Here is a 15950-nt window from a genome sequence, read left to right as displayed (position 1 = left end):
CTCTGGATAGTCTCCGATGTGTTAACTACAGTATATTCGAAATAATTAACATAAAGGATAAGCGGATTAGATGAACTTGCAATGCTTTATTATATTTGTAAAATAAATATATCCCATAAATATATACATTGAATTTATATTAACATCTGTTATCTGACCTTCTTATTAATGCTTTTTTGTGATGTGCTCAATGAGCTCAGCAAATCCACTATTATTCAGCGAAGCTCTATTATACATAAGATAGAGCTGTATGGGAGCAATGGTAAAAGGTGTAGTGACTTTTTTAAGTTTGATAGAGGAAGAGTAATAGTCAACAAGTGATTCTGGTAAAAAACCAATAAGCTCCGTGGAGCTGATGGCGTTGGCGATGGTCATCAGCGATTTGCTTCTGAAACCAATTATTCTTTCCCCCAGCACATCATCTATAAGTGAATGATACTCTTTTATACCGCTTGCCCGGGCGACGAGTTGCGTAAATGACTCTTGTAGAATTTCGTCGATAGTGGCGGTGTCGCCTAGTCGGGGATGGTTTTCACTGCAAACAAGGATACATTCCATCCTATTAAAGTGAGAACAAACAATAGAACGATTATTCAGTGGGGCCGATGAAACCACAACATCTGCTTTTCGGTAGGCAAGCAGATCTTCAGGCTGTTCGTCAGTGGTCAAAATGTCGTGATGTTCAATTTCAACCTGTGGATCTTTGCGGATATATTTAACTAATTTCATCACATATTGGGTGATCAACAGCTGTGGGCTGTAGATAATAAACTTTTTCTTCAGGCTGGACTGATTCATTATATTAATAGTTTGTTCCAGGCTGTTAAGGTTATTTTCTAAATGATAATGTAAATTAATGCCTGTTACGGTAGGCGTAATTCCTTTACCTGAACGAATAAATAGAGGGTCGTTGAATTGCGTGCGCAGGCGTTGCAATGACTGGCTTACGGCAGAAGGTGTAATATAGAGTGTTTCTGCTGCTTTGCTAATGCTTAAATGTTGATAGATACATTCAAATATAACCAACAAGTTAAGATCAAATTTTTTAAGGTCGTAAAGGTTAGCCATAGTATCTTCCTGGCATAATCATGGTATCTTTCATGATTATGACTTAATCTCAATAATTTACCAGAGTTATGTTTATTAAACTTAATGTAGAGTTTATTTAAACTAAAATACCACAGTTATGAATATTTTAGCGAGTAAATAATCACAGTAAAGGCGGACATAACGTACACTTTTATAATCACGCCGTTAGTCTAAAAAGGCTGTGCCGGATGACATGCTGGTCTGGCGTCGCGTTAATGCCGGGAGGAGGTTGGCCCGACAAACGCAGCGCTATCGGGCGGGGTACGGTTAAGCTTCTGCCTTGCTAATTTCTGCGTTAAGGCTGCCCCATCATGGCGTCCAGTTGCGCTTTTTCCGGTAAACCCACAACCTGTTGCAAAATCTTATCTTTATTCATGTAATAAATTGCTGGCGTCGCGTTAGCGCCAAGATCGTCCATTAACTGCTGATTCTGATTAATGACTTTCATCTGCGCCGGGGGGATGGACGCCGGAACCTCCAGCTTCATCTTTCCTGCGGAGGCTTCATAGTCATGCCAGGTTTTCGCCGGGTCTTTCGCGGCTAAAATCGCTGCGGCTGTGGCCGGGCTTTCCGGTTTAATCACCCCGACCAGTAACGTACGTAATTGTACCTTGCCGGATTCGACCCACGGGCGAGCTTGCTGCCAAAACTGCTTACAATAGGGGCAGAAAGGGTCGGCGAAGACATACAGCACCACCGGCGCGTCTTTTTTACCGTCGAGTATCCATGACGCTTTTTCCATTTTCTGCCACATTTCACGTCCGGCCGGTGCATAGATCTCTTTTTCTATCAGGGCGTTGCTAAGATTTTCACCTTTTTCATTATACATATAGCCGGAAATCGCGTGTTTGCCGTCCGGCGTCAGGTAAATCGTGACGCCCATATCCTGATACTTTCCGAGATAGCCCTTCATGCCCCCCGGCGCCTCGAAGGATTTCAGGATAGTTATACCCTGTTTTTCAATGGCTTTAACCGGCGCAGGCAGTTCTTCCGCGTGGGCGAGAATGGGCAGCATAGCAAGCAGCAATGTACGTTTAATCATATTTTTTCCTTTTAAGATCAAAGCGAAAAGAGTATTAATGATGATGCCTATCACAGACATAGGTAAGAGCTGGCGTGCCGGGATTGCCCTTTCTATGCTGGGGTGATGTAATCCTTTTCGCTGTTACAGCCTTTGTTAAGGTAATGTAGAGCGCAACACTTAGCCAGCATATACGCTATGGATTTCGAGTTGCAGACAATACGTCTGTAATTTGCAAGACGAGTCGTACTGGCTCTGAAGTTACCTACGGGTAGTTCAGGTAATGGGGCCGCCTGTCAGGCGGCCTTTTTACTTTAGATGGCTGACAGGGCGCAGTGTTCACAATGTCGCCCGAATCGGGTTGTTAGTTAACGCTTATTGATTTGATAATGGAAACGCATTAGCCGAATCAGCAAAATTTCGTTAACTTACTCCTCAACGAAAACACGGAGGAAGTATAGATGTCCTTAATTAACACCAAAATCAAACCTTTCAAAAACCAGGCGTTCAAAAACGGTGAATTCATTGAAGTCACCGAGAAAGATACCGAAGGCCGCTGGAGCGTCTTCTTCTTCTACCCGGCCGATTTTACCTTTGTTTGCCCGACTGAACTGGGTGACGTTGCCGACCATTACGAAGAACTGCAGAAGCTGGGCGTAGACGTTTATTCCGTCTCAACCGATACTCACTTCACGCACAAAGCATGGCACAGCAGCTCTGAAACTATCGCAAAAATCAAATATGCGATGATCGGCGACCCGACTGGCGCCCTGACCCGTAACTTCGACAACATGCGTGAAGATGAAGGTCTGGCAGACCGTGCGACCTTTGTTGTTGACCCGCAGGGTATCATCCAGGCGATCGAAGTTACCGCTGAAGGTATCGGCCGTGACGCGTCTGACCTGCTGCGTAAAATTAAAGCAGCACAGTACGTTGCCGCTCACCCAGGCGAAGTATGCCCGGCGAAATGGAAAGAAGGTGAAGCGACTCTGGCTCCATCCTTAGACCTGGTTGGTAAAATCTAAATTTCCGTCGTCTTTCACGCCATAGCTGCGTTGGCGTCGCCTGCTCACCCCGGTCACTTACTTCAGTAAGCTCCCGGGGATTCTCAGGCTAGCCGCCTTACTCTGACGTGAAATACTTTGGAAATTGTTTCAGTCATGGGCGCACCCGCGCCCATTTCATTTCAGCACCATGACGCAAGTTGCATTAATGCAGTCCCGCGAAGTCGGCTTGCATGATGATGTTTTCAGAGAGGGAAGAAGAATGCTCGACACAAATATGAAAACCCAGCTCAGGGCTTACCTTGAGAAACTGACCAAACCTGTTGAGCTGATTGCCACGCTGGATGACAGCGCTAAATCGGCGGAAATCAAGGAACTGCTGGCTGAAATCGCCGAGCTGTCCGACAAAGTCACGTTTAAAGAAGACAATACTCTGCCGGTGCGCAAGCCGTCTTTCCTGATTACGAATCCAGGTTCTCAGCAGGGGCCGCGCTTTGCCGGTTCTCCGCTGGGCCACGAATTTACCTCGCTGGTTTTGGCGCTGCTGTGGACCGGCGGTCATCCATCAAAAGAAGCGCAGTCGCTGCTGGAGCAGATTCGCGATATTGACGGCGATTTTGAATTCGAAACTTATTATTCACTCTCCTGTCATAACTGCCCGGACGTAGTGCAGGCGCTGAACCTGATGGCGGTGCTGAACCCGCGTATTAAACATACGGCAATTGATGGCGGCACCTTCCAGAACGAAATCACCGAACGTAACGTGATGGGTGTTCCGGCGGTATTTGTTAACGGTAAAGAGTTCGGCCAGGGACGTATGACTCTGACCGAGATTGTCGCTAAAGTGGATACTGGCGCAGAAAAACGCGCGGCGGAAGCGCTGAACAAACGCGATGCGTATGACGTACTGATTGTCGGCTCCGGCCCGGCGGGCGCGGCGGCGGCGGTCTACTCGGCGCGCAAAGGCATCCGTACCGGTCTGATGGGCGAGCGCTTCGGCGGTCAGGTGCTGGATACCGTGGATATCGAAAACTATATCTCGGTGCCGAAAACCGAAGGCCAGAAACTGGCGGGCGCGCTGAAAGCGCATGTCAGCGATTACGACGTTGACGTTATCGACAGCCAGAGCGCAAGTAAACTGGTTCCGGCCGCGACAGAAGGCGGCTTGCATCAGATTGAAACGGCGTCCGGCGCAGTATTGAAAGCGCGCAGTATCATCATCGCCACCGGCGCGAAATGGCGCAATATGAATGTGCCGGGCGAGGATCAGTATCGCACCAAAGGCGTCACCTATTGTCCGCACTGCGACGGTCCGTTATTTAAAGGGAAGCGTGTGGCGGTCATCGGCGGCGGCAACTCTGGCGTTGAAGCGGCTATCGATCTGGCAGGTATTGTAGAACACGTTACGTTGCTGGAGTTTGCGCCGGAGATGAAGGCGGATCAGGTGCTACAGGACAAAGTGCGTAGCCTGAAAAATGTCGATATCATTTTGAATGCGCAAACGACAGAAGTGAAGGGCGACGGTTCGAAAGTGGTGGGGCTGGAGTATCGTGACCGTGTCAGCGGCGATATTCATAGCGTCGCGCTGGCAGGGATTTTTGTGCAGATTGGTCTGTTGCCGAATACCCACTGGCTGGAAGGCGCGCTTGAGCGTAACCGCATGGGCGAGATCATTATTGACGCCAAATGTGAAACCAGCGTTAAGGGCGTCTTCGCCGCAGGCGATTGTACCACCGTTCCTTATAAACAGATTATCATCGCCACCGGCGAAGGGGCGAAAGCCTCGTTGAGCGCCTTTGATTATCTGATTCGTACCAAAATCGCATAAAAAGAAGTAAGCACACCTGCAAGGTCAGTTAACTGGCCATCGTAAACGGCCCGATAGTGTAAGCTATTCGGGCCTGCGGTGTTTATGCCCGGGGAACGCCGCCGGGTAAAACACGTTCTTCATTATCAATACTCTGAAACCGTCTGTTAATAACAGACGGTTTTTTATTTCAACGGTCTTCTGTTTTTAAACTTTGAAACAATAAAAAAGTCTTCTACGGATTTAACGGGAATTTTTCTGTTTTTTTATCAAAGAAAGATTAAGCGCTTCCGTTAAAATGCCCATTCTTTTTTCTTGATTTATGTTGCATTTGTATGTGAGGTTATTTATTCATGGATTCAATCTATGAATCACTGACGGAATTAGAAAAAACAGGGCTTACATTGCGTGATTTTTTTAATTCTCATGATAGTCGTTCACTGAAATCTGCCTACGTGAGATTAAATCCCACTGCTGCGGTAAACCTTACCGACCGAGCGTGGCTGGAGGCGGAGTATGACTTTAATGCGCTATTCGTCGGTCCTGGCAAGCTGCTGGCTGCGCCTTTCGCTTCAGTGTATCTGGAAGAGGATGCGCTGGTGATGGGAAAGGCGACGCTGGAGATACGGGATTTTATGGCAGCGTTGGGATTATCGGTTAATCAGGAGAGCAATATTCCTGACGATCATATTTCCTGCGTTCTGGAGTTGACCACACTATTACTGGTTAATACCCGGCAAACGTCACAATACCGATCTACTCTCACTCAATATATCAATAACTATTTAACAAAGTGGGTGCCATTATATATCGAAAAAATAAAAACTCATGCACAAACGACCACGTTATATACGGTGGCGGACATCTTATTTTATTGGCTTGATGAATTAAAACGAGAGTATCAATATGAGTAATGAGACGGGACATCTGAACAGACGTTCTTTTTTAAAGGGGATAGTGGCACTGGGCGCCGTTGCGGCTTTACCCGGAGGATTACTGACCTCCCGATGCGCGCTTGCGCAGCCGCCTGTTCCCTTTAACCCTAAAACGTACAAAATTTATCGTAACGCGTGTCCGCGTAACTGCTATGACACCTGTAGCCTCAAGACGTGGGTAAAGGACGGGGTCATTACTTTCGTGGAAGGCGCGCCGGAATCAACATTTACTCACGGTACCCCTTGCGTCAAAGGGTTAAGCTATCCGCGCCGGGTTTATAGCCCCGATCGTATTAAATATCCCATGGCGCAGGACGTTCGCGGTAGCGGCAACTGGCGTCGCATCTCATGGGAAGAGGCGATGCAGCGCATTGCCGCCAAGATGCTGGAGATTAAGAAAAAAGACGGTTCTATGCTCGGTCTGGCGCTGACCAAATATTCCGGTAAGTTTGGCGTGCTGAACTATGCCGTTGAAGGGATGATGTCCTCGCTTGGCTATACCACCCGTTTTGCCGGTACGCCGTGCTGGCCTGCCGGCATCGACGCGCAAAACTACGACATGGGCGACATGTGGTGTAACGACCCGGAAGATATGGTGAAAGCGAAATACATCATTATCTGGGGCGCCAACCCGGCCTGGTGCTCAATGCACAGCATGAAGTACATCTATCAGGCGCGCGAGAAAGGGGCGAAGGTCGTGGTTATCGACCCGCTGCTGTCGCAGACTGCCGCCAAAGCCGATCTCTACCTGCGCGTGCGGCCTGGCTCAGACGGTGCGCTGGCGCTGGGGATGGCGCGTCATCTGGTGGATAAAGGGCTGGTGGATCAGAATTTTGTCAACAACGATGCTCATGGCTATCCGGAATTTGAAGCCTATCTGCGCAATAACGTCACCGTGGAATGGGCGGCAGAAATCTGCGGCCTGTCTGCGGATGTCATTCGCCAGCTGGCGGAAGAGTTTACGGCGGTTAAGCCGGCCACGGTCTGGATTGGTTACGGGATGCAGCGTCATGTCAACGGCGGCGCCAACGTTCGCGCTATCGATGCCTTTGTCGCTATGACCGGCAACATCGGTGTCGAAGGCGGCGGCGCACGTTATGGTCATCTGCATACCTGGGGCTTTAACTATAACGCCATGCTGCAGAAGCCGCCGGAGGGCGCTATTGGTATACCGGGAGCGGCGGGCACCACCAGTGAATTCGGGGCTGCCGCTGGCAGCGACGCCGTGCAGTACTCCGATCGCTCTCTGAATATCAACCAGACGGCGCAGGGGATTCTGGAGGCCAACGATCCGCCGGTTCGTATGCTGTGGGTCGCCTGTAAAAACCCGTTTGCCCAGGATTTCGATCGCAGCAAGATGAAAAAAGCGTTTGAAAAACTGGAAATGGTGGTCTGCGCCGATCAGTTCTTCAACGAAACGGTGCAACACGCTGATATCGTGCTGCCCGTTACCACCGCGTTTGAAGAGTGGAACGTGGATGCTTCTTACTGGCACTACTGGCTTTCCATTAATCAGCCGGCGATTAAGCCGATGTATGAAGCAAAATGCGACCTTGAAATCGCTACCATGCTGTCGCGCACCATTAATAAGATGGCGCCGGGTTCCTGTACCTTCCCGCAAGAGTTCGATCACAAGCGCTGGCTGGATCAGGAGTTCAACGACGGTATGGCGAAAATGTTCGGCATCTCTTCCTGGGACGATCTGCTGGACGGGCCGAAAAAAGCGATTCTGCCAAGTTCAGCCGCCTGGTACGATCGCAAGTTCAAAACGCCGTCAGGCAAGTATGAATTTAAATCTGAACTGGCGGAGAAAAACGGCCACACCGCGCTGCCGGAATACAAACCGGAAGCCGAGAGCAAACTGCCTTTCCATCTGTTTACGCCGCACGTGCAGTTTGGCCTGCACTCGCAGTTTATCAACCTGGACTGGATGCAGGTGTTCTACCCGGAACCGTTCGTTTATATCCATCCTTCTTCCGCGAAGAAAAAAGGCATCAGCGAGAACGATCTGGTCAAAGTTTTCAATGGCACCGGTGAAGTTGAGCTGCGGGCAAAAGTCACCACCAACGTGCCGGAAGATTTTCTGGTGATGTATGAAGCGTGGTTCCCGAAACGGCAGTACAACGTGCAAAACGTCGTGGCCGATACGCCTGCTGATATGGGGCTGATGAAAACTGGCGCGCCGGGCGCCGCTATCCACAGTCAGTTTGCTGACGTTGTATTGATCGGTAAAGGGGAATCCGTAGCATGAGACGTGCGTTTTTAGTGAATAGCGATAAGTGCATCGGCTGCCGCGGCTGTGCTATGGCGTGTAAAAGCTTTAACCAACTGGAGCCGGATCGCTTCTGGCGCTACGTTTATCCGTTGGATAAAGACATCTATCCACATGAAGAGCGGGCGTTTTACTCGCTGGCCTGTAACCACTGCGAACATCCGGCCTGCGTCGCCGCCTGTCCGGTCGAAGCCTATACCAAACGTGAAGATGGCGTGGTGGTGCATAACCCTGAGCGCTGCATTGGCTGCAAAAACTGTATTCGTAACTGTCCTTATGGCGCGCCGCGTTTTAATGAAGAGACACGTAAAGCGGAAAAATGCAGTATGTGCTACGAGCGTCTTGATATCGGTATGAATCCGGCGTGCGTAAACGCCTGTCCGGTGGGCGCCTTGTCGATTATCGATTTGGATGCCGATCCTGTGCCCGATAATGCGGTGCAGTATCCGCCAGGGTTCCCGCATATGCCACAGCTTAATCCAGGAACGCGCTTTATTCTGGCGCGCCAGCCTAAGCAGCCGGAGGACAAGTAATGGAAAAATATGAACTGCCGCTGGTGTTTTTTACGGTATTAAGCCAGATGTCTGTCGGGATGGCTTTGGTACTGACATGGCGTACGCTGCGTGGTGAAGTGGAAGGCCAGCGTTTCTATTGGTTGGCCACCGGGCTGGTGCTGGCATTGGCGTCTATTGCCGCGATTCTGCATCTGGCGCATCCCGATCGCGCTTATAATGCGCTGATTAACCTGCGACATGCCTGGTTAAGTCGGGAAATCCTTGGCGCCACGTTGTTTGGCGCAGCGGTCGGCGTAACGTTCCTGGCAAAGGGACATAAAGCGATGGCTCTTATCGCCTCCGTGTTCGGCGTGTTACTGGTGGCGGTGCAGGGGATGACCTACGCCGCGCCAGCGATGGTGGCTATCGCTAATGGGTTTACCATGCTGTTATTTTTTATTACGGTATGGGTCATGGGTTGCGCGGCGATTCCGCTGTTAAAACTCAGGCCTGCCGTTCCTGCGTTACGCCAGGGAATTGTGGTGTGTATCGCGGTACTTATCGCGGCGCCGCTGGTGTGGTTAAGCGGGGGAACGGTAATGCAGATGACGGCGCGTTCATGGCTGGCTTCACCGTTTTACCTGGCAAGCCTGGTCTGCCTTGCGCTCGCTTTTGTCGCCAGCCGTCACGGTGATTCGCGCCCGAAACTCCTGTTCGTTTTGTTATTCGTTGGCGTATTTCTGAGTCGGCTGGTCTTTTTTGGCGACACGGTGAGTACTATTGTGAATATCGGGCATTTGTACTAACGATGATGCAATAAAAAGCCCTGCCAGGCGCGACCTGGCAGGGCGTGTCAGTTTTTAGCCACCAGGGTTAACGCACAACCAATACTGGCAGCGTCGCATGGCGCACCACGCTTGAGGCGTTAGATCCCAACAGGTGTGTCGTGATAGACGGATTACGCGAACCGATTACCACGACATCCGCATCCAGTTCTTCGCCCATCTCATTGACGACATCGCGCACGCTACCAAAGCGAACATGCGTTTTAATTCGTGAAGGATCGATACTGAAGTGTCCCACCATCGTTTGCAGACGCGTTTCCGCCTCATGCTGTAAATGTTCTTCAAAGCGACGCACGTCGGCGGCAAAGCGATGCAGACTCATGCTCGCGGACCCAGGCAGTACATGCAACAGATGAATGACGCCATCCTGTTGCGCCAGAAACTCAGCGTGGCGAATGGCTTTATCGCTAAGTTCCATTTCAAAAACATCAACCGGCATAATGATTGTCTTATACATACCCGTTACTCCCTGTTAATCAATACTGAATTTATTCAAGCATATAATAATGTTTCTTTCTGCTATTTGTCTGGCAATTTTAAATATTACGGCAACCTGACGTTAAAAAAGTCGTGTATTTTCCAGGAAAAATCCTAAAGCCGCCTGTTTTTCCGGCAGTCTCTCCGGGATAGCTACCCTTTTATAGTCGAACGCAACATTCACCGTTACTCCGGAGGCTGCATGAAAGCATTGACGTATCACGGTCCACATCACGTAAAGGTTGAAAACGTACCCGATCCCGGCATTGAGCAGCCTGACGATATCATTTTGCGTGTTACCGCCACCGCGATTTGCGGATCTGATTTGCATCTCTATCGCGGCAAGATCCCACAGGTAAAACATGGCGATATTTTCGGCCATGAGTTTATGGGCGAGGTGGTGGAAACCGGACATGATGTAAAGAATATTCGGAAAGGGGATCGGGTCGTTATCCCGTTTGTCATTGCCTGTGGTGACTGCTTTTTCTGTCGGCTACAGCAATATTCAGCGTGTGAAAACACTAACGACGGACACGGCGCGGCGATGAATAAAAAACAGATCCCGCCACCGGCGGCGCTGTTTGGGTATAGCCATCTGTATGGCGGCGTTCCCGGCGGACAGGCCGAATATGTTCGCGTGCCAAAAGGTAATGTCGGTCCATTTAAGGTGCCGCCGCTGTTATCTGACGATAAGGCGCTGTTTCTTTCTGATATTTTGCCTACCGCCTGGCAGGCGGCAAAAAATGCTCAGATTCAGCAAGGTTCCAGCGTGGCGGTTTTTGGCGCAGGGCCGGTAGGATTACTGACTATCGCCTGTGCGCGACTGCTGGGCGCGGAGCAGATCTTCGTCGTTGATCACCACGCCTGGCGCCTGCGTTTCGCCGAAGAACGTTATGGCGCGATACCGATCAACTTCGATGATGAGAACGATCCGGCGGAAAAAATCATCGAGCAGACGGCAGGCCACCGCGGCGTGGACGCGGTAATTGATGCCGTAGGCTTTGAAGCGAAAGGCAGCATGACGGAGACGGTGCTGACGAACCTTAAACTGGAAGGCAGCAGCGGCAAAGCGCTGCGACAATGTATCGCGGCGGTCAGACGCGGCGGCGTGGTCAGCGTGCCCGGCGTGTATGCCGGTTTTATTCACGGCTTTTTATTCGGCGACGCCTTTGATAAGGGGCTAACTTTTAAAATGGGTCAAACCCATGTTCACGCGTGGCTGGGGGAATTATTACCGCTTATTGAAAAAGGGTTGCTGAAGCCGGAGGAGATTGTCACGCACTATATGCCGTTTGAAGAGGCGGCGCGCGGCTACGAAATTTTCGAAAAACGCGAAGAAGAGTGCCGGAAGGTTATCCTGGTGCCGGGAGCGACGTCGGCACAAGCGGCGCAGAAACAGGCGACGGGAGTAATCAACCCGATGCCAGGCGGCGTTGTCTGAAACAGGCAGCAATGAAAGGGCTAACGGAAAGAGGATGCGCAGGCATCCTCTGTGTAAACGCATTAACGCTTATGCAGATGGTTTAACGCAGGAAGTCGCCCGCGGCTTCAGGCTGATATTCGAGTTCCAGCACTTCGAGATGGGTGGAGGCGCCGCCCGGCAGTTCCCAGTGAATGGTGTCGCCGACGCGCAGTCCCAGCAACGCCGCGCCGACGGGCGCCATTACCGAAAGCTGGGTACTGCTATCCGTCATATTGGCGGGATACACCAGCGTCCGCACGCGTGTTTCACCATCGCTCAAATTGCGGAATTTAACGCGGCTGTTCATGGTGACGACATCGTTCGGCATCTCTTGTGGCGAACACATTTGCGCGCGATCCAGTTCGGCGTTGAGCGCGTCGGCAATCGGCAGATCCGCATACGCAGGCTGTTCCAGAAGACGATCAATACGTTCGGCGTCAAGGTCGTTAATGATAATAGTGGGTCTGGACATTTCTTACTCCATGTCATCGATACTGCGAGTAGTGCAGGTAAATGGTCCCAAAAGAAAACCCTCACCGTCTGGCGGCGAGGGTTTAACTCTCATGATGATACTGAGACTTACCCCGTCTTTGAAGTGATTTAGTTCACATTCGGGTAAATCCTCAAACGTCATAGCCCTGAGTGAATTTTAGTCTACATTCGGGCGTGTTCTCAAATGTGGCTACGGTTTTAAACCTCTGCTTCGTCAATAACCGGCTTTATCGATAATAAACTGTTTCCCGCAGTTGCCGGGATGCGGCTGCGGCAGGAATGAGGCAGAGGAGAGCGGGGCGTTAATCATCGACGCCTTTAATGAAAACTGAATCTCTGTTAAATAGGCGGGATTGCCATGGCAGTTTACTTTAACGGCTTTGACATTATCCTGGCCCCACATTTGTGCGACGACGCTATCAAACTCAGCGCGGCTAACGGTCTTGCCGTAATTATCCGCCAGAAACTGCCCCAGCGCGCTGTCTTTTATCGCCTTATCCAGCCGTATCATGGTGCCGAAATAGGCATTGGGATCAAACCCGAAACAGGCGCCATGTTTGGCATATTCGTAGCGCTCCAGACAGGAATTCCCCCCCGCGCCGGGCATCACTTCCTTAAGCGCTGCCGCGATGTCAGGCGAAAGTCCGGGGGCGGGGGCGGAGCATTTCCGGCTGGCCTTGACTTCAGGCAGATTCGGGATTGGCCGCGTCGCACAGCCAAAGCGCTGCCAGCGTCGCTGGTCAACACCGCGTGCGGCGATAGATTTGGGTAATCCAGGCCACAGGCCGTGAACGGTCAGAAAGTCTGCTTTGTTGGCTGGCTCTTTTTGCAGACGGCACTCATCGGGTTCCCGATGGCGGCGTTCATGCTGGCTTTGACAAAAACCGGTTTGCCAGGAAAGCGCCAGCACATAGTCAGTGAAATCACCGTACTGTTGCGCCTGAAGTTCGTCGGCGTTGGCGGCAAAAATTGGGGTTAAGAGGGCAGCCAGCAGCGGACTGTAATGCCATATTGTGTTCATGATGAATTCGATAATTTATACACATTATGAATGTTACCCATTTAATCATAAAAAATGCCGCTCAGGTGAACCTGAACGGCATCATTTTTAACCTACGTTGGCGTAATGTTTAATTCCACATTGCCAGAATCGGCCAGCCCACCAGCAACAGCATCGCGATATAGATAACGCCAAAGATTGCGCCAAGCCGCCAGTAGTCTTTGGATTTCACGTAACCGCAGCCGTAGATAATCACACCAGGGCCGGTGGCATACGGCGTCAGACAGCCCATGATACCGATAGACAGCACCAGCAGAATACACAGTTGTTCCATCGGAACGCCCGGAATGCCTTTACCCACCGCCAGAATGACCGGCAGCATGGTCGCGGTGTGAGCGGAAAGGCTGGCGAACAGATAGTGCGCGAAATAGAACACCAGTACCAGTACAATGACGGTTGCATCCGGCGAGAAACCTTCCAGATGTGTACTCATGGTATTGGCGAACCAGTCAATAAAGCCGGAGCGGGTTAAGCCATTAGCCATGACCACCAGCGTAGCGAGGTTCACCAGGGTGTTCCAGGCGCTGTTGTAGCGCGTAATGTCTTTCCACGGCACAACATGCAGCGCCAGCATCAGCGAGACGGCCAGCAGACCCACGGCAGTGGCGTTGATGATTTTTCCACCAAAAACCCACAATCCTAAGCTAAGCAGCACCAGGCCAATCAGCGTCCACTCTTTGCGGGACAGACGCCCCATGTTTTTTAACTCGCCGCCAGCCCAGGCCGCGACTTCCGCACTGTGGGTCACTTCAGGTTTATAAAGCACATAGGAGAGCCACGGCGCAACGATCAGTAAAATAATCCCTACCGGCAGAAAGCTGAGAAACCACTGCAGCCAGCTAATCTGGACCCCGGCGATCTTGCTGACGAACTCCAGACCTAACACGTTTGGCGCCGCGCCAGTGACAAACATCGAAGAGCTCAGGCTGGTACTGATCACCATCATCCACATCAAATAACCGCCGATGCGGCGTGCGGAAGGATCGTTTGGAAACGATTTAAACAGCGGCGGCAGGTTCTTGATGACCGGGAAGACAGTCCCGCCGGTACGAGCCGTATTGGAGGGAGTAAACGGCGCCAGCAAAATATCGATAATGACAATCGCATAGCCGAGCGTCAGCGTGCGTTTACCCATGAATTTTACCAAAAACAGCGCAATGCGGCGCCCCAGTCCGGTCACTTCGTAGCCCAGCGCGAAAATAAACGCGCCGAAAACCAGCCAGACCGTGGTGCTGGAGAAACCGGCAAGCCCCCATTTCAGCGCCTGTTTACTGGCTTTAAACGCCGGATCGGCCAGTTCTGAAGCGTCAAATAGCAGGTAATTGCTGCCGATAACGCAAATGGTTACGGCGATAAAACTGATCGCTGTCGCCGGGATCGGCTCCAGGATCATACCGACAATCATCGCGACGAAAACCGCAAAATAGTGCCAGGCCTGCGGCGGCATACCATCTGGAACAGGAATTAGCAACATGACGCCCATCACCACTAATGGGGCCAACAACTTCCATATATTATCTTTGGATAAAGACATAAATGACTCTCCGGAAAGGATATTTTCTATAATTGTGTTAATGATTAACTTGCGAAATTTGCGCTAAAAACCAGGTCACGATCAGCAGATCGGCGCTACCGCCTGGGCTGAGATTGCGTTCAATGCATTGCTGATCGAACCGGTGGAGATAAACGAGATCGTCAGGCGTCCGTATGCCGCCCTGCTGTAATAAGACCGCAGCCTGCTGCTGTAACCAGCGCAGACCGTCCGCCCCGCCGCGCGACGCGACGTTGGTATCGCCGTTAAGCGACATCAGCAGCAGTAAGGTATCAAGCAGTGCCAGTTCCGGATCGCGCCCCTGCGCCAGCAATGCGCGGTAGTGCGGCAACGCGTGGCGGATGACCAGCGGATAGCCCGCTTCCGCTTCACCGCGCGCGCCGGTTAATCCCAGTTGCTGATACAGCCGCTGGCCTGCGGTGAGCTGTAGGTTGTTCTGGCGCAGTTCGCGCGTGGTCAGGCCGCGGCAAAAATCGGCGGCGGTAGCGCAGAGTGTTTCTGCGGTGATCGGCTGGCGTAGCTGATACAGGCGGCCAATGGCGGCGCACAGTAACCCCAGCGAGAAAATGCTGCCTTTATGGGTATTGACGCCCGCCGTTGCGCGAAACATCGCTGCTTCACAGGCCATCCCCAATGGACGCAGGCCCGCCAGAACTGACTCTGGCGGCAGGCGCGTGCAGCTGGCGCCATATTCCATAAAGCGCGGCAGCCAGTGTCGAATCGCCTCCGCGCTGCGGTGAAAATCCGCCAGCGCCATATCTTTGTGCGCGCCGCAGTTTAGTCGGTCTACCAGACCGGGTTTTGGCGATAAATTTACCTCGGTCAGCATGGCGCGCCAGGCCAAATCGGCCCAGGCGTCATACAGCGACTGAGGCTGAATGGAGGCGTTAGTCGGGTTGACGGGAATCGGCATCATGCAGCAGCGCCTCCATATGAGTCAGTAAATCAGTCAGCGCGTGGGTTTTACCCCGCGCGCATTCAGCCGCGCTTTGCCCGCACAGCAGACAGCGGCGAGCGGGAAGCGCGAAATGGCGGCGAGAGAGTATTTCGCCTTCCGCCGTCAGGACATCGATATCCCACAGGCGCCCCAGTGGATAACGCTGTTCAAGCGCGATGGTCGCCTGTTTGAGCGCCTGAGCGGGCGCGTCAATCGCCAGCAGCCCTTCCGGCCCGCTGGCGGAAACCAGTGCAGCCTGCTCCCGGATAGTCCAGCCATACTCTTCTGCCAGCGTGTGCAGGGCAGTCACGCCGTGATTAAAGATCCGGCGGGTTAACGCGCTGTCTTTCATCGGGCCTGGCGCCACCACGGTAAAGGAGACCAGCGGAGTAGCGTGACGCGTTAGCCAGGCGCGCTGTCTTGCTTGTCTCTCATCCCGGCTGGCGAGCAGCTCAGGAATAGAAACGTCGTGACAGGTGGCGAGTTCAGGAAACAGGCGCATG

At 51.8% G+C, this 15950-nt stretch carries 15 protein-coding genes; 7 read left to right on the top strand and 8 right to left on the bottom strand.

Going from position 1 to position 15950, the window contains the following annotated elements:
• Window positions 1-165: 165 nt before the first annotated feature.
• Together QEN32_RS15515 and dsbG are read right to left on the bottom strand one after the other, a co-directional pair.
• Entirely contained in the window at window positions 166-1068 is a 903-nt protein-coding gene (locus QEN32_RS15515; protein WP_000002501.1) for a LysR family transcriptional regulator, read from the bottom strand.
• 316 nt (window positions 1069-1384) lie between these two features.
• Entirely contained in the window at window positions 1385-2131 is a 747-nt protein-coding gene (gene dsbG / locus QEN32_RS15510) for a thiol:disulfide interchange protein DsbG (protein ID WP_000597122.1), read from the bottom strand.
• A 440-nt stretch (window positions 2132-2571) separates the two neighbouring features.
• On the opposite strand from dsbG, the gene ahpC reads away from it, so the two are divergent.
• From ahpC to QEN32_RS15480, 6 genes are all read left to right on the top strand, one after another.
• Complete coding sequence (gene ahpC, locus QEN32_RS15505) at window positions 2572-3135, top strand: alkyl hydroperoxide reductase subunit C (RefSeq protein ID WP_000052802.1); 564 nt, start codon at window positions 2572-2574, stop codon at window positions 3133-3135.
• A 241-nt stretch (window positions 3136-3376) separates the two neighbouring features.
• Complete coding sequence (gene ahpF / locus QEN32_RS15500) at window positions 3377-4942, top strand: alkyl hydroperoxide reductase subunit F (protein WP_000887644.1); 1566 nt, start codon at window positions 3377-3379, stop codon at window positions 4940-4942.
• Between the two features lie 332 nt (window positions 4943-5274).
• Window positions 5275-5835 carry a molecular chaperone gene (locus tag QEN32_RS15495; protein WP_265321903.1) on the top strand — a complete coding sequence of 187 codons (561 nt, stop codon included), beginning with the start codon at window positions 5275-5277 and terminating at the stop codon, window positions 5833-5835.
• Window positions 5828-8107: a molybdopterin-dependent oxidoreductase gene (locus QEN32_RS15490; protein WP_265321904.1), complete on the top strand. Its 2280-nt coding sequence runs from the start codon at window positions 5828-5830 to the stop codon at window positions 8105-8107. The genes QEN32_RS15495 and QEN32_RS15490 overlap by 8 nt, the downstream gene beginning before the upstream one ends.
• A complete protein-coding gene (locus QEN32_RS15485) occupies window positions 8104-8661 on the top strand; it encodes a 4Fe-4S dicluster domain-containing protein (RefSeq protein WP_001250381.1) in 558 nt (185 codons plus the stop codon). Before QEN32_RS15490 ends, QEN32_RS15485 begins: the two co-directional genes overlap by 4 nt.
• Window positions 8661-9428: a dimethyl sulfoxide reductase anchor subunit family protein gene (locus QEN32_RS15480; RefSeq protein ID WP_000417102.1), complete on the top strand. Its 768-nt coding sequence runs from the start codon at window positions 8661-8663 to the stop codon at window positions 9426-9428. Before QEN32_RS15485 ends, QEN32_RS15480 begins: the two co-directional genes overlap by 1 nt.
• Before the next feature lie 67 nt (window positions 9429-9495).
• Here the strand turns inward: QEN32_RS15480 and uspG are convergent, their stop codons facing one another.
• Window positions 9496-9924: a universal stress protein UspG gene (uspG, locus tag QEN32_RS15475; RefSeq protein ID WP_000278499.1), complete on the bottom strand. Its 429-nt coding sequence runs from the start codon at window positions 9922-9924 to the stop codon at window positions 9496-9498.
• A gap of 222 nt (window positions 9925-10146) precedes the next feature.
• Here uspG and QEN32_RS15470 point away from each other — a divergent pair, with 222 nt between their 5' ends.
• Complete coding sequence (locus tag QEN32_RS15470; RefSeq protein WP_000646118.1) at window positions 10147-11385, top strand: zinc-dependent alcohol dehydrogenase; 1239 nt, start codon at window positions 10147-10149, stop codon at window positions 11383-11385.
• A gap of 82 nt (window positions 11386-11467) precedes the next feature.
• Here the strand turns inward: QEN32_RS15470 and rnk are convergent, their stop codons facing one another.
• The 5 genes from rnk to citX all read right to left on the bottom strand — a co-directional run bounded on the left by rnk (window position 11468) and on the right by citX (window position 15949).
• Window positions 11468-11878, bottom strand: coding sequence for a nucleoside diphosphate kinase regulator (gene rnk / locus QEN32_RS15465; RefSeq protein ID WP_000089748.1), 411 nt, complete (start codon window positions 11876-11878; stop codon window positions 11468-11470).
• 234 nt (window positions 11879-12112) lie between these two features.
• The gene (gene rna / locus QEN32_RS15460) at window positions 12113-12919 is read right to left on the bottom strand and encodes a ribonuclease I (RefSeq protein WP_001092569.1); all 807 of its coding nucleotides are present in this window, start codon (window positions 12917-12919) and stop codon (window positions 12113-12115) included.
• Window positions 12920-13028: 109 nt separating this feature from the next.
• Window positions 13029-14492, bottom strand: coding sequence for a citrate/succinate antiporter CitT (gene citT / locus QEN32_RS15455; RefSeq protein ID WP_000059028.1), 1464 nt, complete (start codon window positions 14490-14492; stop codon window positions 13029-13031).
• Between the two features lie 37 nt (window positions 14493-14529).
• On the bottom strand, window positions 14530-15426 hold the full coding sequence (citG, locus tag QEN32_RS15450; protein WP_020898532.1) for a triphosphoribosyl-dephospho-CoA synthase CitG: 897 nt from the start codon (window positions 15424-15426) through the stop codon (window positions 14530-14532).
• Complete coding sequence (gene citX / locus QEN32_RS15445) at window positions 15398-15949, bottom strand: citrate lyase holo-[acyl-carrier protein] synthase (protein ID WP_001236075.1); 552 nt, start codon at window positions 15947-15949, stop codon at window positions 15398-15400. The genes citG and citX overlap by 29 nt, the downstream gene beginning before the upstream one ends.
• Window position 15950 lies beyond the last annotated feature (1 nt).

Origin of the sequence: Salmonella sp. SA14318 (assembly GCF_029866905.1) — a bacterium.
In the GTDB taxonomy this organism is placed as follows: domain Bacteria; phylum Pseudomonadota; class Gammaproteobacteria; order Enterobacterales; family Enterobacteriaceae; genus Salmonella; species Salmonella enterica.
Note: the sequence above shows the minus strand (reverse complement) of the source record. Positions and strands in the feature narration are given on the sequence as shown.